Below are 21,193 nucleotides of genomic sequence, written 5' to 3' on the forward strand. Positions count from 1 at the left end.
TCGCAGCGGGGCCCGGTTCTTGCCAGAGGCCGGGCCCCGCTGGGCTGTCCGGAGAACTGTCGGTGGGGGTGCGTAGGGTGGCGGGGTGGTTGAACGTATGAGGAGGAGCCTCCCGCTGGAGGCGGACACGACGATCCGTTCGGTGAGCTGGGACGGTGATGACCTGTCAGGGCAGGAGCATCACCGCGTCGAGTTCGTCGACGTAGATATGACCGAGGCGACCAGCAGTCGCACGGTCTTCTCTGAATGCACCTTCCGCGGCGTGCGCTTCAACGTCTCCACCCACACCGAGTCGGCGTTCCTCAACTGCACTTTCGTGCGCTGCTCGTTCTTCGACGCCACGTTCACCGGCTGCAAACTCGTCGGCAGCACCTTCAACGACTGCACGTTCGCCCTCCTCAAGGTCGACGGCGGCGACTGGTCCTTCGCCGGCCTGGGCCACGCCGACCTGAGCGGCACCTCCTTCGATGGGGTACGGCTCCGCGAAGCCGACCTGGCCTACACCAACTGCCGCCGAGCCACCTTCCGCCGCGTCGACCTGTCCGGCGCCTCGTTACGTCAGACCGATTTCACCGAGTGCGACCTACGCGGCAGCGACCTGTCGGCACTCGATCCCCGCGAGACGACGGTCAAGGGCGCGAAGATCGACTTCACCCAGGCCATCACGATCGCCACCGCCCTGGGCCTGGACGTCAGCCCCGGCTAGGCCGCCGGAAACAGGCGTCCGGACCCGGCTGGGCGGCCGGAGGCCCTGGCTAGGCCGGAGAACCAGGCGTTCGGCTCCGGCTGGGCCGCCGGAACCAGGCGTACAGGGTGCCGGTGCCGACTGGGATCAACAGAAGCAGCCACCACAGGGAGAGACTCGGATCGCTGGGTCCGGTGGCGCTCGCCGGTGTGGCGGCGATCGCGGGATCGGTCGTGAGTCCGTCCGTGTTGGCGGGTTTGGTCGGCCATTCGGCTTTTGGTGTGCCGAGAGCTTGAATGAGTTCTCTGGTGGCCGGGGTGCCGAAGAGGTCGGGGCGGACGTTGGTCTCCGACAGTGTGGCCGAGTCGCCGACCTCGCGGTTGCCGGAGCACAGGCTCGTGCCGAGGGGGACGGAGTCGGGGGAGCGCGTCATCCGGCCGATGGCCTGGGTGTCGTAGGCGAAGATCAGGTAGCGGGTGCCCACGGCCAGTTTGACGCCGCAGGACGCCTCGTGGACGGCCGACTGGACCTGGGTGCTCTCCATGACATCGCCCTTGTACGCCGTGTCCACCCGGAAGGTGTAGATCACCCCGGTGCCGAGTTCGGACGACTCACCGGTCAGCAGGCGGTCGGCGACCACACCGCTGAACACGGCGGCCGACTCGCTCACCGCCTCGGCGGGTTCGACCGGGCCGCAGGAGCAGGCGGACGCCGTACCGGGCGTGAACACGAGGAGCCCGGCGAGGAGCGTTAGGACGATCAGGATTCGCTGCCGCATGCCCTCTGAACGAATCTCCGGTTCCCCGGGTTCATAGCCAATCCCGAAGAGGACTATGCGTGATCAAGACTGCCCACTACGCTTCCAGTGTTTCCGCCGTGTGTCCGCGGGCCGCTTCGTCATGGAGGTCGGCTTGTGGCTGGCGTTGATTTCGTGCTCGCCGGATGTGGTGACTCCGGCTTTCCTGCCGAGAGCAGGACTGACCTGCCCGGATTCGGGCAGTTGACGTGACCACGATGCCGCCTCTCCATGACCGCGCCGGCGCAGAGGTTACGAGAGGAAATGGAATGACCCATATCGATCCGGAAGCACTGGTCGCGAGCCTGCGACGGTTGCAGAAGGCCGCTCCGGCGACCGGGATCGTGTACCACCTGGAGCGAATCGTCCAGGTCGTGGATCGGATCTTCGGCTATTCCGGGGCCGGTCTGATGTTCGCCGAGCAGGACCGTACTCTGCGCTACCTGTTCTCGACCGACGAGCGGGGGCGCAGCCTGGAACACGCGCAGGCGACGAGCGGCCAGGGGCCGTGCGTCGCCGCGTACACCCTGAACCGGGCGGTCACCACCGTCGACGTCCGGAAGGACCCCCGCTGGCCGAAGCTGGCCGACCTGCCCCACCCGGACGTCTGGGCGGTCGCGGGCGTCCCGGTACGGCTCGGCGGCACCCCCGTCGGCACCCTCAACGTCTACCTGGACACCACCCACGACTGGGAGGAATCCGACACCGAGGCGCTGCACGCGTACGCGCACGTGATCGAGCAGGTGCTGGCCGCGGCCATCGAGGCCGAGGAGAAGTCCCAGCTGGCCGACCAGTTGCAGTACGCGCTCGACTACCGCGTCGTGATCGAACGCGCCGTCGGCTACCTGATGGGCAAACACGATCTGACCGCCACCCAGGCGTTCACCGGCCTGCGCAAACAGGCCAGGGACAGCAGACGCCGGGTCGCCGATCTGGCTGCGGAACTCCTCGGGGAGCAGGGCAGTGGAGATCCTGATCACGCGGTCTGAGCGGGTGGTCAGGATGTCCCTGATCGGCGACCTGGACCTGATCGGGCTCGGCACGCTGCGCGCCGCCGTCCGGGAGGTCACCACGCCCGATCTGGGCACGTGGGGGAAACCCCGCCCAGCCGCGAAGGTGCCCGGACATATCTACCTGGACCTGGCCAAGGTGGAATTCATCGACTGCGCGGGGGCTCGGACCCTGGTCTGGGTGGCGGCGCGGATGCGTGGCCGGGTGACGATCCTGAACCCGTCGCCGCTGGTGGGACGGGTGCTGGCGCTGCTGGAGTTTGATCGGTTTCTCACCATCGTCGAGCGGGGCGATACCCTGATCGGTGATGTACCGCATTCTACTCACGCGAGTCCTGAGCCGTTTCGACGCCGAGACGGTTCACCATCTGACGATCCGGTTGCTTCGGATTCTGGCGGTTCTGCCGATCGTGAAGCGCGTCCTCCACGGCTGGCTGGCCCCGCGTGACGAGGGGCTCCGGGTGCGGGCGTTCGGCGTGCACTTCCCTGGCCCGTTCGGCCTGGCCGCCGGGTTCGACAAGAACGCCGAGTGCGTGGAACCGCTGGCCGCGCTGGGGTTCAGCCATGTCGAGGTCGGCACGATCACCGCACACGCGCAGCCCGGCAACGCCCGCCCGCGCCTGTTCCGCCTGGTGCCGGAGCGAGCGATTATCAACCGGATGGGCTTCAACAACGAGGGTGCGGCCAAGGCCGCGAAACGGCTCAAGAAGCCCAGGAGCCTCCCGGTCGTCGTAGGCGTCAACATCGGCAAGACCAAGGTCATCCCCGAAGACGAAGCCGCTGCGGACTACGTGGCGAGCGCGCGCAAGCTGGCCCCGCTCGCCGACTACCTGGTCGTCAACGTCAGCTCGCCGAACACGCCCGGCCTGCGCAACTTGCAGGCCGTCGAGCTGCTCCGCCCGCTGCTCGCCCAGGTCAAGGAGGTGGCGGGCCGTACGCCGCTGCTGGTCAAGATCGCGCCCGACCTGGCCGACGAGGACGTGGACGAGGTCGCCCAGCTCGCGGTGGAACTCGGGCTCGCCGGAATCATCGCGACGAACACCACGATCAGCCGGGAAAAGGTCTCCTCCACCGAACAGGGCGGACTGTCCGGCCGCCCGTTGAAGGACCGCTCGCTGGAGGTCCTCCGCCGCCTGCACGCCAAGGTCGGGGCCAACATCACGCTGGTCTCGGTCGGCGGCGTGGAGAGCGTGGACGACGTGTGGGAACGTCTCCTCGCCGGCGCCACCCTGGTCCAGGGCTACACCGGGCTGATCTACGCGGGACCGCTGTGGCCGTCCCGGGTGAATCGCCAGCTCTCCCGCCGCCTGCGCCGACATGGTTACACCTCGATCACCCAGGTCATTGGGCGAGTCGACTAGGCCAGGACGGCCGACTCCGTGCGTGCGCGGAGCCGGGCGGCCTGGCCGCTAACCCTTGTCGGAGCCCTCGTTCGCTCCCCGCACGAAGTAGCGCTGGAAGATAACGAAGATCACGGCCACCGGGATGGTGGCCAGCAGGGCCGCGCCCAGTTTGAGCGGATACTGCGTTCCGACGCCCAGCGATCCCGACACCAGGTCCGCGAGCCCTCGGGGCAGCGTGAACAGGGCGGGATTCTGGACGGCCACCAGGCTGTGCGGAAACTCGTTCCAGGTGCCCTGGAACGAGATGATCGTCAGCGTGATGAGCGCCGGCCGCGCCATCGGCAGCACCACCGACCAGAACGTCCGGAACACTCCGGCTCCGTCGATCCTGGCGGCCTCCTCGACGCTGACCGGGATGGACTCGAAGAACTGCTTCATGATGAAGACGCCCGCCGCGTCCACGATCACCGGCAGGATCAGCGCGGTGTAGCTGTTGTAGATCCCGACCTGATTCAAAACCAGAAATTTCGGGATAAAGAGGACTACGCCGGGGACGGCCATGATGGCGAGGATCGCCGAGAACAGGCCGGCCCGCCCGCGGAACCGGAGGCGGGCGAGAGCGTAGCCCGCCATCGAGTCCAGCAGCAGCCGCCCCAGCGTCACCACGATCGTGATCACGAGCGAGTTGCCCAGCCACAGCGGCAGATCGGTGTCGATGAACACCCGCTCGTACCCGCCGGTGGAGATCGGGTCCGGGATCGGGGAGAGCGGGTTGGCCGCCGCGTCCGGCTCGGTCTTGAACGAGTTCCCGATCTGGATCACGAACGGATACAGGAAGACCAGCGCGAAGAAGATCAGGACGCTGTAGCCCAGGAAGCGCGAGGCCAGTGTGCGCCCGCCGGTGTTGTCGCGAGCCACCTCACACCTTCCGATCCCGCATGACCCACCGCTGGATCAGCGTCAGCACCACGATGATGGCGAACAGCACGAACGAGATCGCCGTCCCGGAGCCGTACTCGAAGCTCCGGAAGGCCGTCTGGTACGACAGGAACGCCGGAGTGAGCGTGGTCTTGGCGGGATTGCCCTGGCTCATCACGTAGATCTGGTCGAACACCTGCCAGGTGGAGATCAGCCCCAGCGTGAGCACCAGGAACAGCGTCGGCTTCAGCATCGGCAGCGTCACGTACCGGAACACGCCCCGGTTGCCGGCGCCGTCCAGTTTGGCGGCCTCTTCGAGGGTGACCGGGATGTCCTGCAACGCGGCCAGGAACATCAGCATGAACGTGCCCGAGGTGGTCCAGACGACCAGCATGATGATGGTCGTCATGGCCACGCTCGGCCCGGACAGCCAGTCCCACCAGGACAGCCCGAACGGCCCGGTCGCCAGCAGCGCGGCCGGGGGAGCGTCGACGTCCACCAGGCCGAGCCCGCTCAGCAGCAGGTGCAGCGTTCCCCTGGAGTCGGAGAACCACTGCGGCCCGTCGATCCCGAAGACACTCAGCAGGCTGTTGACCGCGCCCGAGTTGGCGAACACGAACAGGAAGACCACGCTGATCGCCACCGAGCTGGTGACCGAGGGGAAGAAGAACGCCGCCCGGAAGAACGACTTGCCGCGCAGCAGCCGGTTGTTGACGATCATGGCCAGGCCCAGCGCCAGCAAGGTCTGGCAGGGCACCACGATGATCACGTAGTAGACGTTGTTCCGCAGGCTCGTCATGAAGTCCTGCCGGGTGAGCCCGTCCTCGGTGAACAGCCGGGTGTAGTTCTCGGCTCCGACGAAGGGCACACTCGCCTTGAACGGGCTGCCCTGGCCGTTCCAGTCGGTCATGCTGACCCACAGGGCCATCAGGATCGGCAGCAGCATGAACACGCTCAGGATGACGACGACCGGCGCCACGAACAGCCAGCCCGCGAGGTTCTCCCGGGCTCTGCTGGATATCCCTCGGCGCGACGCGGCGACAGCCACGACGGCCTCCTTTCCAACCGTCCGGTACGGCACCCGCCTGCCGAGGCGAGTGCCGTACCGGCGCGGGATCAGTTGCCGAGGGCTGCCGTGGTGTTCTTCTGCACCCGCGCCAGCAGCGTCTTCGGGTCGATCGAGGCCAGCTGCTGGATGCCGGTGTCGAAGTCGGCCAGCACGCTGTCCATCTTGGGCGCGTTGACCGGGCCGTGCGCGTAGTCGGCGCCGTTCACGAAGGGGGCGTCGTCCGGGAAGGCCGCGGTGTAGGCGTCCTTGGCCGACTGGCGGGACGGCATGACGCCGAACGCCTGGGCGAAGGCCATCTGCTGCTCGACCGTGGTCATCGCCTCGACGAAGCTGACGGCCTGCTCCTTGAACTTGCTCTTGGCGGAGATGCCCCAGCAGTTGGTGAAGGACAGGGTGCCCTTGCCCTTGGGCCCGGCCGGCATCTCGTGGACCGTGTACTTCACGTCGGGGAAGTCGTTGGTCATCGCGCCCTTGATCCAGTTGCCCTCGACCGTCATCGCGGCCTTGCCCTTGCCGAAGGCCTCACCGGCCCAGCCGGCGTCCAGCTGCTTGGGGGTCTGGGCGTACTTGTCCTTCATCAGGCCCTGGACGTAGCTGAGCGCCGTCAGGTTCTCCGGCGAGTCGGCGGTCGCGGTCTTGCCGTCCGCGCTGACGATCCAGCCGCCCGCGCCGACCATGAACGCGCCGACCCGGTCCCGGGTGTCGCCGAGCGCCAGCGCGGTGATGTCCTTGGCCTTCAGCTTCTCGCTGACCGCGGTGAGCTGCTCCCAGGTGGTCGGCACGTCGGCGTCGGTCAGCCCGCCCTTGGCCCACAGGTCGGAGTTGATCACCAGCGCCAGGGTGGAGAAGTCCTTGGGCGCGCAGTAGTACTTACCGTCATAGGTGAAGGTGTCGCGCAGGCTCTGGTAGAAGTCGGTCGGGTTGGAGATCTTGTCGCCGTACGGCTCCAGCGCCCCCACGCTGGCGTAGTCGGCGAACCTGGACGCGTCCACGTAGAACACGTCCGGCGGGCTGTCACCCGCGAAGGCCTGGCCGAGCTGCTGGCCGAGGTCCTGGGCGGGCGTCACGGTGGCCTTGTCGCCGGTCTTGGTCGCCCACGCCGAGGCGGCGGCGTTGACCGCGCCGGTCTCGGCCTCGCCGGAGGAGCCGATCAGGATCTGCAGGTCGGCGGGGCCCGCGGAGGCCGGGGCCTGCGAGGCGGGGGCGGCGCCCGGCTCCTCGAAGCCACTGCCGCAGGCGGCCGCGGTGAGCAGGGTGGCGGAGGCGGCGGACAGGACGGCCGCGTTCCGGAGAGTGCTGCGCTTCATCGCGATATTCCTTGTCTTTCCGGGGGTTGTACAGATCGCCGGAGGTCAGGCGGATTGCCGGACCACCAGCGAGGGGGGGAGCAGGATGGTGCCGGGCGGAGTTCGTTCCAGGGCGCGGCTGAGCAGCTGCATGCAGCGGGCCGCGGCTTCGGTCAGGGGCTGGTGCACGCTGGTCAGCCCGATCGCCTTGGCCACCGGGGTGTCGTCGAAGCCGACCACGGCGATCCGCCGGTAGGCCTCGGCGTGCCAGGCGGGGTTGGGCGAGCGGGCCACCTGCAGGGCGCCGAGCGCGAGCGAGTCGCTGGCGCAGACCAGGGCGGTGATGTCGGGGTCGCCGGAGATCAGGTCGCGGGCCGCCGCCTCGCCGTCGGCGATGGCGTCGCTGGTGGCGCGGCTCAGCCCGGTGGGGTCGAGCCCGGCCCCCGCGAGGGCCCGCCGCCACCCTTCCCTGCGGTCGTCGCCGACGCCGGAGCCGGACGGCCAGCCGAGGAAGGCGATCCGGCGGTGCCCGGTGGCGAGCAGGTGCTCGGTGGCCGCCTCGGTGCCGGCCGAGCCGTCCACGTCCACCCACGGATGCGGCACTTCCGGCAGTTCGCTCCATGGGCGGCCGAACGTGACGAACGGCAGCTTCCGGTCGAGCAGCCAGGACGTGCGCGGGTCCTTGTGGTGGGTGCTGGTCAGCACGAACGCGTCCGGTTCGTGCGCGCCGAGCAGGTCCTCGAAGGCGGCAATCTCCTTGTCGTCGTCACCGGCGGTGTACAGCAGCAGCCGGTAGCCTGCTTCGGCGGCCGATTCGGTCAGTCCGTGCAGGAACCGGTCGAACACCGACCCGTTGATGCCGTCGCCGGCCGGGTCGATCCGGATCGCGATCAACCCCGACCGGCCGGTACGCATCTGCCGGGCCGCGAGGTTGACCCGGTACCCGAGCTCCTCCACGACTTCCAGCACGCGCTGCCGGGTCTCCGGCCGGACGACCTCGGGGGAGTTCAAGGCGTTGGAAACGGTCTGCCGCGACACACCCGCGATCCGGGCAACGTCGGCGATCGTCACCTTATCGGCCATGAACACACCTTTCGGGGGGTTGAACGTTCAAATAGAAGTAAGGCATGATTTGATCGTTCAAGTTAAGGAATTGTTTCGCAATCTGCACCCCCGGCGACCATCTGTCAAGACCCAACTCCGCAACGAGCCCTCGGCAACCCCCGCGCCATAACTCGTATGTCCCGGCTTGGCCGCGCCTGCGTCTGGACTGAGGAACGCAGGTCGCGAAGCGGCCGGAGAGACGAGGGAAGACGCAGGCTCCCCAGCGGCCAAGCCCGCCGAGCCGAAGGCTCGGCCATAAGAAAGGACTACGTGTGCTTGACCATCGGCTGCAACCGTTGCTGCATGACCTGATCAGCACGGTCATGGCGCCCACCAGCGCACTCAGCGGGGCTGACGGGCAGATCCGTCCGGCGGGGGTCCAGGGGCTCTTCCACGCCGACAGCCGTGCGCTGTCCCAGGCCATCCTGCTGGTCGACGGCCATGAGCCGGAGGCGATCGGCTACGCGCCTGCCGGTCCTGGCCGGAGCCGGTTCACCTCGCTGGCCCGCCGGCTCGGCGATCGCACGCCCGACCCGACCGTACGGATCGACCGGATCCGTGAGATCGGCCCGACCGGCATGAGCGAGAGCGTGGAGATCACCTCCACCGCCTCGATGACCGTGACCGCCACCATCAGCATCGACCTGAGCTGCGACTTCGCCTCCATCGACGTGGTCAAGTCCGGCGGCGTACCCCAAGCCCGCGACGCGGTCAGGACCGGCCAGGGGCAGCTGTCCTGGCAGTCCGGCCGGATCCGGGTGGTGGCCACCGGGGCGGGCGCCGCGGTGGCGGACGACACCCGGCTGGAATGGCAGATCTCGGTCGCGCCGCGCAGCCGGGTGATCCTGTTCTGGGACGTCCTGGTGGAGGACCCGGAGGCGGTCGTGGCCGCTCCCCGGGGCGCGCTGGAGTGGAGCGTACCGGGGGTGACCGCCGCGGACCGGCGGCTGACCCGGATGCTCGACCAGGCCCTGGACGACCTGAACTCACTCCGGCTGACCGAGGCGAGCACCCCGGAGGACACCTTCCTGGGCGCCGGCGTGCCCTGGTTCCTGACCCTGTTCGGCCGGGACAGCCTGTGGGCCGCGTCGATGATGCTCCCGCTCGGCACCGACCTGGCCGCGGGCACCCTGCGCACCCTGGCCAGGCGGCAGGGCGTCAAGCTCGACCCGGCCACCGGCGAGGCCCCCGGCAAGATCCTGCACGAACTGCGCAGGGACGAGTTCGTCGAGCCCGTGGGCAACAAGCGGCTGCCGGCCGCCTACTACGGCACCATCGACGCCACCCTGCTCTGGATCAGCCTGCTGCACGACGCCTGGCGCTGGGGCCTGGCCGAGGACCAGGTCAGGGCGCTGCTGCCGAACCTGCAAGCCGCGCTCGGCTGGCTGCGCGACCACGCCGACCCGGACGGCGACGGCTTCCTGGAGTACATCGACGCCGGCGGCCAGGGCCTGGCCAACCAGGGCTGGAAGGACTCCGGCGACTCGGTCAGGTTCCGGCACGGCGGCACGGCCGCGCCGCCGATCGCGCTGGTGGAGGTGCAGGGGTACGCGTATCAGGCAGCCCGGCAGGGGGCGTCGCTGCTTGAGGCGTGCGATCTGCCCGGCGCCGAAGAGTGGCGCGCGTACGCCGACGCGCTGGCCGACCGGTTCCGCGCCAAGTTCTGGGTGGACGGCCCGCACGGCCGCTACCCCGCCCTGGCCCTGGACGGAGACAAACGGCCGGTCGACGCGCTGACCAGCAACATCGGCCACCTGCTCGGCACCGGCCTGCTATCGGAGCAGGAGAGCGCGCAGGTCGCGGCGCTGCTCGCGTCGCCCGCGATGGCGGCGGGCTTCGGGCTGCGCACGATGTCGGCCGAGGACGGCGGCTTCAGCACACTGTCCTACCACTGCGGGTCGATCTGGCCGCACGACACGGCCATCGTGATCGCCGGGCTGGCCCGCGAGGGCTACGGCGACCAGGCCGCGCTGCTGGCCGAAGGGCTGCTGGCCGCCGCGGAGTCGTTCGGCTACCGGCTGCCCGAGCTCTACGCGGGGGACAGCAGGGACAGCGTGGTCCGGCCGGTGCCGTACCCGGCGGCCTGCCGTCCGCAGGCCTGGTCGGCCGCCGCGGCCGTGACGATCGCGCACGCGGCGGTCGGGCTCTACCCCGACGTGCCCGCCGGGCGCGCGGTGCTGCGCCCCCTGCCGGGCGCGCCGCTCGGGGCCGTGTCGGTACGTGGCCTGCGGGTGGGGACCGCCAAGGTCGACGTGCATGTGGACCAGGACGGCAAGGCCACGGCGACCGGGCTGCCCGCGGGGATCTCGCTCAGTTGATGCTGGGGCGGGTCGACTCGGCGGAGGCGGTCAGCTCGTCGAGGTGGCGCATCACCTCGGCGACCGGGACGACGCCGGGCCGGTGCGCCCGCCGGCCGCCGCCGCGCTGCCACGGGTGCGGTCCTTCGAGCGGGCGGTACTCGACGCCGAGCACGTCCAGGCGGGCCAGGTGCGCCGCCAGCCGGGGGGCGAAGTCCACGGCGGGACGGCCGGTCCAGCTGATCTCGGCCGCCGCGCAGCCCCGCGGCCAGGCGCGGTAGTCGAGGGTACGGGCGTCGGGGATGCGCTCGCTCCACAACTGGAACTGGGCTCCCGCCACCCTGGCCTGCTCGTCGGGGGTCCACCCGGCGGGGACCGGGGCGAAGGCGGCCACGTCGGCCACGGTGATCGCGTCCCCGATGGCGAGCGGTTCGGTGGTGGTGGCGGCTTCGGCGTAGTCGAAGTAGAGGGGGAAGACGGGGGTCATCACGACGTCGTGGCCGGCTGCGGCGGCGCGGTGGGCGACGTTCAGGCCGCGCCAGGGCATGACGATCGTGTCGGGGCGGAGCATGCCGCTGACGAAAGCCTCGTCCCAGACGACGGCGCGGGAACCCCGGTCGGCCAGGGCGTCGGCGAGCCGGCGCAGGAACCAGGCGTGCTGGTCGCCGGGGGTGGCGAGGCCGAGCGACTCCCGGTATGCCGAAATTTCGGCGGATACCGCCCAGGCGTCGAGGACGCATTCGTCGCCGCCGAGGTGGAAGTACGGGGTCGGGCCGAGGGCGTCGAGGAGCTCGTCGAAGATCGTGGTGAGGAAGTCGATGGTGGGCGGGAGGGGGGAGAGGATGGCGGGGGAGATGCCCCAGCGGTTCAGGACCTGGTGGGAGTTGGTGGGGTTCGCGCCGAGGGCCGGGTAGGCGGCGAGGATGGCGGAGGCGTGGCCGGGGACGTCGATCTCGGGGACGACGGTCACCGCCCGCGCCCGCGCGTATGCCGAAATTTCGGTTAGGTCAGTCAGCGTGTAGTAGCCGCCGTGGGGGATGCCGTCGTCCTGGGGGTCTTCGCCGGCGAAGCTCGTCGTGGTGGTGCTGGCCCGATACGACGAAATTTCGTGCAGGAGCGGGAACGCCCGGCTCTCCACCCGCCAGCCCTGGTCGTCGACCAGGTGGAGGTGCAGCCGGTTGAGCTTGTGCACACCCATCAGGTCGATCATCCGGAACACTTCCCGCTTCGGCAGGAAATGTCGGGACATGTCGAGGTGGGCACCGCGCCACGACAGCGCCGGAGCGTCCGTGAGACGGCCACAGGGGACCGTCCAGGCGATTCCCGGCCACAACACCGCCCGGAACACCGCCACTGGCAGAAGCTGCCTCAGCGTCTGCCCGGCGTAGAACGCTCCAGCCGCGTCCCCGGCCGCGATCGTCACGGCCGCCTCGGTGATCGTGATCGAGTACGCCTCCGCGCCCAGCTCCCGGTCCAGCTCCACGGTCACCGCCGCCGGGCCGTCCGTCCGGCCGAGATCGAGGACGGCCAGCGCTAGCCGTACCGAATCGACGAGATCCCCCGGACCGGCCACCGCTGACCCGGGGATGAAGGTGAACACCCCGGGCGCGGCTTCGGCGAAACGCGGGCGGGGCAGCAGATTATCCATGCCCCAAATATGCCCCAGAAGACCGATAAACGATCATTTCAGATAGGTCTGGAACCCCTGAACCAGCGACTCGGCCAGCTTCTGCCGCCACGCGGCGCTCTTCAGCTTCGCCGCGTCCCCGGCGTTCCGCATGTTTCCTGACTCCAGGAACACCTTCGGCACCGAGGACAGGTTCAGCCCGCCCAGGTCGTTCCGGTAGTCCAGCGCCTTCGACCCGATGTAGTTGGAATACGGCATCCCCGTGCCCGCGTGCACCGCGTTCCTGATCGCCAGGCCCAGCTTCTTGGAGTCCGCCACCACCGGATCCACCGGCCCGTTGATCTTCTTCGGCATGATCACGTGGAACCCGTGGCTCCCCGCCGCCGCGCCGTCCGCGTGGATGGAGATCGCCGCGTCCGCCTTGGCGGCGTTCCCGATCGCGGCCCGCTTGGTGATGCAGGGCCCGGCGCTGGTGTTGTTGACCCTGGTCAGCTTCACCGTCGCGCCTGCGGCCCTGAGCAGCTTGGCCAGCCGCCGCGAGACGTCCCAGGTGAACGCGGCCTCGCTGTAGCCGTCGTTGGTGGCGGTCCCGGTGGTGTCGCAGGTCTTCCACTTGGTCAGCACGTTGACCTGCTTGTTGATGATCTCGGGGTGCTTGTAGTTCCCGCCGTTGTGCCCGGGGTCGATCACGATGACCTTGCCGGCCAGCGGCTTGGCGGGCGCGACGGCCTCGCTCACCGCCTGGGCGGTGCCGTCCTGCTTTGCTTCGAGCGGCTTGGCGGCTTCGGAGGAACCGGTGCCGGCCCCCGTGGTGCCGCCGCACGCCACGGTGCTCAGCCCGGCCAGGGCGAGCACGGCGGCGAGAATCGCCGGACGACTCATCGCGCTGTTCCCTTCGCAGAGGTCTGTCGACGTCCCAACCTACGCGCAGCCGGGACGTGACCAGACCGTTATGCGAATCTACCAGGCACTCTCCACGGATTCCTGCCGGTGCAGCAGCGCGGCCAGCTCCCGCGCGTCCTCGGCGTCCAGGCCGAGCACGACGCGCGGGCGGCCCCACGGGTGGTCGATCGAGTGCGCCACGTAACTGGCGACCGACTCGATGCTCACGTCGGCGGGGCGGCCACGGGTGGCCCGCCAGTGACCCCAGGCCCGTTCGAGCTCGGCCGCGGCGCGCTGGGCGCAGGAGACCAACTCCGGATCACGCATTCATTCCCCCAGGTCGATGCGTCGGCGTCATGCCCGCAGTCAACACCTGCCGGGACATGACGCCGCCGCGATTGACCTAGCTTTGGGAGTCGCTTGGCGCGGGTCCGGTGCTGTGCCGTACCACCAGCTGGGGAGTGACCTGGCGGAGCCGGGAGCTCTTGCCCGGCTCGCAGATGCGGTCGCTGAGCAGTGCGGCGGCCGATCGGCCCATCGCGCGGCGCGGCTGGTCCACGCTGGTCAGCGAGATGTGGTGGACCGCGGCCAGGTGGGTGTTGTCGTAACCGACCACCGACAGGTCCTCCGGCACCCGCAGGCCCAGCTCGCTGGCGGCGGTGAGCACGCCGAGCGCGACCACGTCGTTGGCGGCGAAGATCGCGGTCGGCCGGGGCTCCCTGGCCAGCAGCGCCAGCGCCGCGCGGCGCCCGCCCTCCTCGGTGAAGTCGCCGTGCTCGACCATGATGTACGGCGCGAGCGCGTGCCTGCGCATCGCCACCAGATACCCCTCGCACCGGCACCGGGCGGCCGACGACGGCGCGCCCTCGATGTGCGCGATCCGGCGGTGGCCCAGCTCGACCAGGTGGTCGACGGCCAGTCTGGCGCCGAGCTGGTCGTCGTCCACCACGATGTCGACGCTGTCCAGCTCCACGTCCCGCTCGCCCACCACCACCGTCGGGGTGTACGCGGCGGCCTCGGCGAGCGTGTCGCTGGAGGGGGCGACCCCCAGCAGCACCAGCCCGTCCACGCGCAGCTCCAGGAAGGCCTCGACGGCCTCGTCCTCGAACGCCGGGTCCCAGCGGCCACTGCCGATCAGCAGGCGCAGGCCCTCGCCGTGCAGGCTCTCCTGGAGCCCGTCGAGGAACTCGGCGTAGAACGGATTGTGCAGGTCGGCGACGAGCGCCCCGACCAGATGGGTACGGCCTTCGACCAGACTGCGGGCCACCGCGTTCGGGCGGTATCCCAGCTCTCTGGCCGCTTGGAGGACCGCCTCCCGGCGATGCTCACTGACATGTGGTGACCCGCGCAGAACCAGGGAGACCAGTGACTTCGATACGCCCGCGCGCTCGGCGACGTTGCGGATCGTCGGTCGTGGCCGCGGGCTGAACCCGTCGGCGAGTCCGGAATCCGGTACGGGTACCGCGATGTCGTGCCGGGCAGTGGTCTGCATTGACGGTCCTGACATGGTTCTCCCCACGATGCGCGGACGTGCACCTGTCAGACAGAACGATCGAATCCCGGATAAGGTACGGGTAAATCCATCTTGATCGCTTCGGGGCGCGCTGTCAGGTAGCTACTCCGATAGTCTCGACAACGTGGGTGCAACTCCCCGGCCGGCGAAAGATGACGCCAAGGACCGGGACAATTCAGACCAACGACCGGCCAGAAGACGGCTCAGCGTCAACCGGCGCCGCGAGGAACTCATCGCCGCCGCGTTAGAGCTGTTCAGCAGACACGACGCGGAAGACGTCTCGATCGACGACGTGGCGGCCTCGGCCGGAGCCTCCCGGGCGCTCGTCTACCACTACTTCGGCGGCAAGCAGGAGCTCTACGTCGCGGCGTTGCGCAGCGCGGCCGACGAGCTGGAAGCCCGGCTCCGCCCCCAGGACGGGGGGCGGCCCATCGACGAACTGGCCGTCGGCCTGCGGCGCTATTTCGATTTCGTCGAGGAGCACGCCGCGGGGTTCGCGGCGCTCCTCCGTGGCGGCCCGGCGGACCGCGCCGGGGAGATCGGTGAGATCGTCGACGGGGTCCGGCAGCGCCTGTTCATGCTGATCATGAACCAGATGCGGATCTCCGCGCCCAGTCCGGTGCTGCGCATCACGCTCCGTACGTGGATCGCCTCCGTGGAGACGGCGGGACTCGACTGGCTGGAGCACCGCGACCTGGATCGGCCCACGCTGGAACGTTTACTGGTCGAGCAGATGGTGGCCCTGCTGGGAGTCGCCGCGGGCTACGACCCGGAGGTCGAACGGCTGACCCAGGGGCGCGAACCGTAGCTCGGCTGGGCCCTAGAAGGTGGTCGGCGCCGGGCGGGCGGCGCCGGAATCACATCCGGTACCTGGATGTGATGTGGACGCGCTCACATCGCTGACGCGAGCGCGCCGTTCGTCCCCCTAGGTGCTGCGTTCCCCCCGCTACTACTCCGAGCGCTGCTGCGGAATGCCCGCGAGCAGCGCCCGGACCTCGGTCTCCCGGTAACGCCGGTGTCCGCCGAGGGTGCGGATGGACGTCAACTTGCCCGCCTTCGCCCACCGAGTAACGGTCTTGGGGTCGACGCGGAACATGGTTGCGACCTCCGCCGGGGTGAGCAGTGGCTCGGCCTCGGGTGTACGAGCTGACATTTGTGCGGCCTCTCCTCCGTGTGGACCGGCGACAGCGATCCTGCGACTTATCTTGGCGCTTGTCACGGATGTCCCCCAATGATCCATAACGTGCGGTTTCTTGGACCATTTGCGGCATCACCCGATGTGACCATACAGCCACGTAGCGCGATTGGCGAGCCCTCTGGGCGCAACGTCTCGACCACGTGTTGATGTCACGCTCGGTGATTCTAGCGACACGTTTCGTGGTATCGCAGTGAAAACGGCAAACTACTCAGTTCGCAGTTGCCAACAAGTGCATCACGTGACCCAAAGCCGCAGGTCAGCCCCACTGGTTGGGGCTCAGTTGGCCGATTCCAGGCTCTGGATCGACCGCCAGCGGAGGATCACCCGCTGATACATCGCGAAGGCAAGTTCTTCCTGACCGTTGTCCAAACCCGTGAGGGCCGCCGCCAATTCGGCCACCGACTGGTCGGCCTGCAGCGTCTCGTCGTCCATCAGGTGCACCAGGCCGCCGTAGTCCAGCTCCACCAGCGAGTGCGGGTGGAACTCCTCCAGCCAGCGGCCCACGTCCTCGACGTCGGTCAGCGTGTCCACGTCGCCGACATGCCGCCGGATCACCACCAGCGCGCGGGCCACCCGCTTGCGGGCCTGCGCCATCGACGTCACGTAGAGCATGTTCCTGGCCGGGGCCATGGTGATGCCCTCGGACTCCTCGCCGCGCAGCACCAGCCAGCGCTCGGCCGAGTCGAACGGCACGAACCACGGGGTCGGCACATGCCAGGTGCTGGTCCTGATGTGCATCCGCAGCGACGGCTCGCCGCGCTTGAAGGCGTCGAACTCGTCGGCCGTACGCTCCGCGACCGGGGTCGGCACGAACCGGTCGGCCAGTTTCACCGGCATGCTGCCGCGGAAGGTGGCGAAGGCCAGCCAGGAGCGCAGCCGGCTCTGCCACGGGCAGACATAGAGCACGTCGTCCACCCGGCGCAGGTAGGCGTTGTGACTCTCCGCGCTCGGCGCCGGGAACGGCGGAACCCGCAGGATGCGCCGGACCGACTCCTCGTGCTCGACCTCCAGCGCCCCCGCGCGCCGCGGGCGTTCCGGATTCTGGGCATACCTGGCCCAGGCCACGCGATCCTGCTCAGGAAAGGCGGTCAGCGGCTCGTAGACGCGGAGATACGCGGCGTAGGGCAGCACACCCCGAATCGTGCCATGCGAAACGCTTCGGCGCAGGGTCAGGCTGCTGGTAATCCATGATCGTCGTTACCCTGGGGAGGAGATTCGCCGCAATGGGGCGGCGGACAGAGGCGATCAGGAGTCACCACAGTGACCGACGTCTTCGGGCTCTCCCACCAGGAACCGAGCCGACAATCCCGGCACGAGCAGGTCGTGTTCTGCGCGGACGAGCGCAGCGGCCTGTACGCGATCGTCGCCATCTACAGCACGGCTCTCGGGCCGGGCCTGGGCGGAACCCGTTTCTACCCGTATCCGGACGAGCAGGCGGCGCTGGCCGATGTGCTCAATCTCTCCCGGGCCATGGCGTACAAGAACGCCCTGGCCGGCCTGGACCACGGCGGCGCCAAAGCCGTGATCATCGGCGACCCCGCCACGGACAAGTCGGAAGCCCTGCTGCGGGCCTACGGCCGGTTCGTCCAGTCTCTCGGCGGCCGCTACTACACCGCCTGCGACGTGGGCACCTACAGCGAGGACATGGACCTGGTGGCCCGCGAGTGCGCGTTCGTGACCGGCAGGACCCTGGCCAACGGCGGCGCGGGCGATTCGTCCATCCTGACCGCCTACGGCGTCTTCCAGGGCATGCGGGCCGCGGCCGACCACCGGTACGGCACGCCCAGCCTGCGCGGCAAGCGCGTCGGCGTGGAGGGCGTCGGCAAGGTCGGCCACCGCCTGGTCGAGCACCTGCTGGCGGACGGCGCCGAGGTGGTCGTCTGCGACGTGGACGAGCGGGCCGTCGAACGGGTCCGCGGGCGCCACCCCGAAGTCGAGTCGGTCGCCGACGCCGCCACCCTGGCCGCCGCCGACCTCGACGTGTACGCCCCCTGCGCTCTGGGCGGCGCGCTCACCGACGGCACGGTGGCGGGCCTGCGCGCCACGATCGTCTGCGGCGGGGCCAACAACCAGCTGGCCCACCCGGGCGTCGAGAAGCAGCTGGCCGACCGTGGCATTCTGTACGCGCCCGACTACGTGGTGAATTCGGGCGGGGTCATCCAGGTCGCGGATGAGATCGCCGGCTTCAACATGGAGCGGGCCAAAGCGAGGGCAGCTCAGATTTTTGGCACCACCCAGAAAATCTTCGTCATCGCCGACGAGGAGGGCGTTCCACCAGCGGTCGCAGCAGATAGGCTGGCAGAGCGCAGAATGTCGGAAGTCGGGCGGCTTCGAGCCATTTGGCTGGGGCGCTGACCGCCGCCGCCCAGACGGCGTACCGAGCGGGGCGCAAAACAGGTACGGTTGTAGGCGAACGAGAGGCTGACGCCCTAAGTCAGGTGGCGTCAGTGCGTGGTGCGTTAGCGACGAGGGGTCGGGCACGACCCCGCATGAGGGGGTCGAGCCAATGGGGCGCGGCCGAGCCAAGGCCAAGCAGGTCAAGGTCGCCCGCCAGCTGAAGTACAACAGCGGCGGCACGGATCTTGAGCGCCTGCGTGCGGAGCTCGGGGTCGAGGACAACGTCGATTCCGACCGCAATGATGAGCACGACCCTTATGACGAGTTGGCTGATCGGTATGCCGATTACGCCGTCGTCGATGACGAGGACGATGGGGACGACCCACCACCGGGGAGCCGTCGTTGAGCGGTTCCTGATTTAGCGAAAGAACACCCGGCACGGCTTGCTGTGCCGGGTGTTTTCGCCGCCCTCGCAGGGTCGAAGCGCTCCGGCAGCCCGGAGCGCTGTTTAAACATGCCGCGCCTCCGGCACGGCGGGCTTGGCCGCTGGGGAGCCTGTGTCTTCCCTCGTCACTCCGGGCCGCTCCGCGACCCTGCGTTCCTCAGTCCAGACACAGGCGCGGCCAAGCCGGGATACGACTTATGGCGCGAAGATTGCCCTGGTGCTAGCGGAATGTGGCCTTGCCGGTGCCTGGGGTGATTTCGCCGAGGATCCAGGTGGGCACGCCTCTGGTGGTCAGTAGCGTGATCGCCTTGTCGGCTTCGTCGGCGGGGACGATCGCGGCCATGCCGACGCCCAGGTTGAATGTGCGGTCCATGTCGGCCTGCGAGACCTTGCCGCGTTCTGCCAGGGCGGTGAAGATCGCGGGCTGGGTCCAGGATCGCCGGTCCAGCAGGGCGTCCACCGTGCCGGGCAGCGAGCGGGCCAGGTTCGCGGTCAGGCCGCCGCCGGTGATGTGGGCGAAGGCCCGCACGGCCGTCTCCCTGAGCAGGGCCAGGCAGTCCAGTGAATAGATCCGGGTGGGCTCCAGGAGTTCCTCGCCGAGGGTCCGGGAGAGTTCCGGCAGGTGCTGCTCCAACCCCAGGTCCGCATTTTTCAGGATGTGGCGGACGAGGGAGTAGCCGTTCGAGTGCACCCCGGACGAGGCCAGCGCCAGCACCACGTCCCTCGGACGCACCCGGTCGGGCCCCAGCATGGCGTCAGCCTCGACCACGCCCGTGCCGGCCCCGGCCAGGTCGTACTCGTCGGCGGCCATCGCGCCAGGATGTTCGGCGGTCTCGCCGCCCACCAGGGCGCAGCCGGCCAGCCGGCAGCCCTCCGCCACGCCGCCCACGATCTCGGCGATGCGTTCCGGCACGACCTTGCCGCAGGCGATGTAGTCGGTCATGAACAGCGGCTCGGCGCCGCACACCACCAGATCGTCCACGACCATGCCGACCAGGTCGATCCCGATCGTGTCGTGTTTGTCCAGCCGCTGGGCCAGCATCACCTTGGTGCCGACCCCGTCGGTCGAGGTGGCCAGCAGCGGCCGGCGGAATCGCAGCAGCGCCGAGGCGTCGAACAGGCCGGCGAAGCCGCTGGCGTCGTCCACCACCTCGGGCCGCCGGGAGCTGGCGACCTTGGCCTTCATCAGCTCGACCGCCCGATCACCGGCCTCGATGTCGACCCCGGCGTCAGCGTAGGAGCTCATACCTTGACCTCAAGGAGGTATTTGCCGACCTGGTCCTGATCGATCGGGATCGGGTAGTTTCCGTCGAAACACGCCCGGCACAGCCGGTCCGCCGGGATCGTGGTGGCCTGGGTGAGGCCCTCCAGCGAGATGTAGCCGAGCGAGTCGGCCCCCAGCGACTGGCAGATCTCCTCCACCGAGAGCGAACCGGCGATCAGTTCGGCCCGGGTGGCGAAGTCGATGCCGTAGAAACACGGCCACGAGACCGGCGGCGAGGAGATCCGCACGTGCACCTCGGTGGCGCCCGCCTCGCGGAGCATCTTCACGATCGCCCGCTGGGTGTTGCCGCGCACGATCGAGTCGTCCACCACCACCAGGCGTTTGCCCTGCACGATCTCGCGCAGCGGGTTCAGCTTGAGCCGGATGCCCAGCTGCCGGATGGTCTGCGACGGCTGGATGAAGGTCCGGCCGACGTAGGAGTTCTTCACCAGGCCCTGCCCGTACGGAATCCCGCTCTGCTCGGCGTAGCCGATCGCGGCGGGGGTGCCGGACTCCGGGGTGGGGATGACCAGGTCGGCGTCGACCGGGTGCTCGCGGGCCAGCTGGCGGCCCACCTCCACCCGGGTGGCCTGCACGCCACGCCCGGCGATCGTGGTGTCGGGGCGGGCCAGATAGACGTACTCGAACAGGCAGCCCTTCGGTTCGGCCAGGGCGAACTTGCGGGAGCGCACGCCGCGCTCGTCGATGGTGATCAGCTCGCCGGGTTCGATCTCCCGGGTGAACACCGCGCCCACGATGTCCAGCGCGGCCGTCTCGGAGGCGACCACCCAGCCGCGCTCCAGCCGCCCGAGCACCATCGGCCGGACCCCCTGCGGGTCGCGCGCCGCGTAGAGCGTGGTCTCGTTCATGAACACCAGCGAGTACGCGCCTCTGACCTGCGGCAGCAGTTCGGCCGCGACGTCCTCGATGGAGCCGGAGCCGTCCTGGGCCAGCAGCGCGGTGAGCACTTCGGTGTCGGTGGTGGCCCGGATCGCGCCGGGCGCGAGCCGGACGGCCAGCTCGCCGGTGTTGATCAGGTTGCCGTTGTGGGCCAGCGCGAGACCGCCGACCTCGGTGGAGTTGAGGGTGGGCTGCGCGTTCTCCCAGACACTCGACCCGGTCGTCGAGTAGCGGCAGTGCCCGATGGCCAGGTGGCCGCGGAGGGTTCCCAGCACCGATTCGTCGAACACCTGCGCGACCAGACCCATGTCCTTGTAGACGAGGATCCGGGTTCCTTCACTGACTGCGATGCCCGCGGATTCCTGACCGCGGTGCTGCAACGCGTAAAGCCCGTAGTAGGTGAGTTTGGATACGTCTTCCCCTGGCGCCCAGACGCCGAAGACGCCACACGCGTCCTTCGGGCCCTGGTCCAGCGGGTCAAGGTCATGGCTCAGATGGCCGTCGCCCTTCAGCACATGC

General features: G+C 69.2%; 21 protein-coding genes. 8 read left to right on the plus strand and 13 right to left on the minus strand.

Annotated elements, in window-relative coordinates; translation table 11 throughout:
* Positions 1-97 precede the first annotated feature (97 nt).
* Positions 98-706 (plus strand): pentapeptide repeat-containing protein, encoded by a 609-nt coding sequence (locus tag Acor_RS20560; protein ID WP_155338323.1) that lies wholly within the window; start codon positions 98-100, stop codon positions 704-706.
* Between the two features lie 49 nt (positions 707-755).
* On the opposite strand, the gene Acor_RS20565 is transcribed toward Acor_RS20560, so the two are convergent.
* Complete coding sequence (locus Acor_RS20565; RefSeq protein WP_155338324.1) at positions 756-1,463, minus strand: hypothetical protein; 708 nt, start codon at positions 1,461-1,463, stop codon at positions 756-758.
* Between the two features lie 287 nt (positions 1,464-1,750).
* Here Acor_RS20565 and Acor_RS20570 point away from each other — a divergent pair, with 287 nt between their 5' ends.
* From Acor_RS20570 to Acor_RS20580, 3 genes are read left to right on the plus strand one after another with little or no spacing between them, the layout of a single operon-like run.
* On the plus strand, positions 1,751-2,470 hold the full coding sequence (locus Acor_RS20570; protein ID WP_170317013.1) for a GAF and ANTAR domain-containing protein: 720 nt from the start codon (positions 1,751-1,753) through the stop codon (positions 2,468-2,470).
* Positions 2,445-2,939, plus strand: a complete 495-nt coding sequence (locus Acor_RS44510; protein ID WP_155338326.1) for an STAS domain-containing protein — start codon at positions 2,445-2,447, stop codon at positions 2,937-2,939. Before Acor_RS20570 ends, Acor_RS44510 begins: the two co-directional genes overlap by 26 nt.
* Positions 2,860-3,852 (plus strand): quinone-dependent dihydroorotate dehydrogenase, encoded by a 993-nt coding sequence (locus Acor_RS20580; RefSeq protein WP_246238852.1) that lies wholly within the window; start codon positions 2,860-2,862, stop codon positions 3,850-3,852. The genes Acor_RS44510 and Acor_RS20580 overlap by 80 nt, the downstream gene beginning before the upstream one ends.
* Positions 3,853-3,900: 48 nt before the next feature.
* Here Acor_RS20580 and Acor_RS20585 read toward each other — a convergent pair whose 3' ends face one another.
* From Acor_RS20585 to Acor_RS20600, 4 genes are all read right to left on the minus strand, one after another.
* Entirely contained in the window at positions 3,901-4,752 is an 852-nt protein-coding gene (locus Acor_RS20585) for a carbohydrate ABC transporter permease (RefSeq protein ID WP_155338328.1), read from the minus strand.
* Position 4,753: 1 nt separating this feature from the next.
* Entirely contained in the window at positions 4,754-5,800 is a 1,047-nt protein-coding gene (locus tag Acor_RS20590; RefSeq protein WP_218034391.1) for a carbohydrate ABC transporter permease, read from the minus strand.
* A 68-nt stretch (positions 5,801-5,868) separates the two neighbouring features.
* Complete coding sequence (locus Acor_RS20595) at positions 5,869-7,128, minus strand: extracellular solute-binding protein (protein WP_155338329.1); 1,260 nt, start codon at positions 7,126-7,128, stop codon at positions 5,869-5,871.
* A gap of 45 nt (positions 7,129-7,173) precedes the next feature.
* Positions 7,174-8,190 carry a LacI family DNA-binding transcriptional regulator gene (locus Acor_RS20600; protein ID WP_155338330.1) on the minus strand — a complete coding sequence of 339 codons (1,017 nt, stop codon included), beginning with the start codon at positions 8,188-8,190 and terminating at the stop codon, positions 7,174-7,176.
* A gap of 293 nt (positions 8,191-8,483) precedes the next feature.
* Between Acor_RS20600 and Acor_RS20605 the strand changes: the two genes are divergently transcribed.
* Positions 8,484-10,529: a glycogen debranching N-terminal domain-containing protein gene (locus Acor_RS20605; protein WP_246238837.1), complete on the plus strand. Its 2,046-nt coding sequence runs from the start codon at positions 8,484-8,486 to the stop codon at positions 10,527-10,529.
* On the opposite strand, the gene Acor_RS20610 is transcribed toward Acor_RS20605, so the two are convergent.
* The 4 genes from Acor_RS20610 to Acor_RS20625 form a co-directional block, all read right to left on the minus strand.
* Positions 10,522-12,156: a beta-N-acetylhexosaminidase gene (locus Acor_RS20610; RefSeq protein WP_155338331.1), complete on the minus strand. Its 1,635-nt coding sequence runs from the start codon at positions 12,154-12,156 to the stop codon at positions 10,522-10,524. The genes Acor_RS20605 and Acor_RS20610 overlap by 8 nt on opposite strands.
* A 33-nt stretch (positions 12,157-12,189) precedes the next feature.
* On the minus strand, positions 12,190-13,017 hold the full coding sequence (locus tag Acor_RS20615; protein WP_155338332.1) for an N-acetylmuramoyl-L-alanine amidase: 828 nt from the start codon (positions 13,015-13,017) through the stop codon (positions 12,190-12,192).
* A 78-nt stretch (positions 13,018-13,095) separates the two neighbouring features.
* Entirely contained in the window at positions 13,096-13,344 is a 249-nt protein-coding gene (locus Acor_RS20620) for a hypothetical protein (RefSeq protein WP_155338333.1), read from the minus strand.
* Positions 13,345-13,420: 76 nt separating this feature from the next.
* Positions 13,421-14,524, minus strand: coding sequence for a LacI family DNA-binding transcriptional regulator (locus tag Acor_RS20625; RefSeq protein WP_155338334.1), 1,104 nt, complete (start codon positions 14,522-14,524; stop codon positions 13,421-13,423).
* Between the two features lie 130 nt (positions 14,525-14,654).
* Between Acor_RS20625 and Acor_RS20630 the strand changes: the two genes are divergently transcribed.
* Positions 14,655-15,338, plus strand: coding sequence for a TetR/AcrR family transcriptional regulator (locus Acor_RS20630; protein ID WP_246238838.1), 684 nt, complete (start codon positions 14,655-14,657; stop codon positions 15,336-15,338).
* Between the two features lie 141 nt (positions 15,339-15,479).
* On the opposite strand, the gene bldC is transcribed toward Acor_RS20630, so the two are convergent.
* Both bldC and Acor_RS20640 read right to left on the minus strand, forming a co-directional pair.
* Entirely contained in the window at positions 15,480-15,683 is a 204-nt protein-coding gene (gene bldC / locus Acor_RS20635; RefSeq protein WP_013133571.1) for a developmental transcriptional regulator BldC, read from the minus strand.
* Between the two features lie 321 nt (positions 15,684-16,004).
* Positions 16,005-16,859 carry a DUF8083 family protein gene (locus tag Acor_RS20640; RefSeq protein WP_155338335.1) on the minus strand — a complete coding sequence of 285 codons (855 nt, stop codon included), beginning with the start codon at positions 16,857-16,859 and terminating at the stop codon, positions 16,005-16,007.
* A 129-nt stretch (positions 16,860-16,988) separates the two neighbouring features.
* Here Acor_RS20640 and Acor_RS20645 point away from each other — a divergent pair, with 129 nt between their 5' ends.
* Positions 16,989-18,083 (plus strand): Leu/Phe/Val dehydrogenase, encoded by a 1,095-nt coding sequence (locus Acor_RS20645; protein ID WP_155338336.1) that lies wholly within the window; start codon positions 16,989-16,991, stop codon positions 18,081-18,083.
* Positions 18,084-18,234: 151 nt separating this feature from the next.
* On the plus strand, positions 18,235-18,471 hold the full coding sequence (locus Acor_RS20650) for a DUF3073 domain-containing protein (protein ID WP_155338337.1): 237 nt from the start codon (positions 18,235-18,237) through the stop codon (positions 18,469-18,471).
* Positions 18,472-18,730: 259 nt separating this feature from the next.
* Here the strand turns inward: Acor_RS20650 and purM are convergent, their stop codons facing one another.
* Positions 18,731-19,756 (minus strand): phosphoribosylformylglycinamidine cyclo-ligase, encoded by a 1,026-nt coding sequence (gene purM, locus Acor_RS20655; RefSeq protein WP_155338338.1) that lies wholly within the window; start codon positions 19,754-19,756, stop codon positions 18,731-18,733.
* Positions 19,753-21,189 carry an amidophosphoribosyltransferase gene (purF, locus tag Acor_RS20660; RefSeq protein WP_155338339.1) on the minus strand — a complete coding sequence of 479 codons (1,437 nt, stop codon included), beginning with the start codon at positions 21,187-21,189 and terminating at the stop codon, positions 19,753-19,755. Before purF ends, purM begins: the two co-directional genes overlap by 4 nt.
* Between the last annotated feature and the right edge of the window lie 4 nt (positions 21,190-21,193).

Source organism: Acrocarpospora corrugata (assembly GCF_009687845.1).
GTDB classification, from domain to species: domain Bacteria; phylum Actinomycetota; class Actinomycetes; order Streptosporangiales; family Streptosporangiaceae; genus Acrocarpospora; species Acrocarpospora corrugata.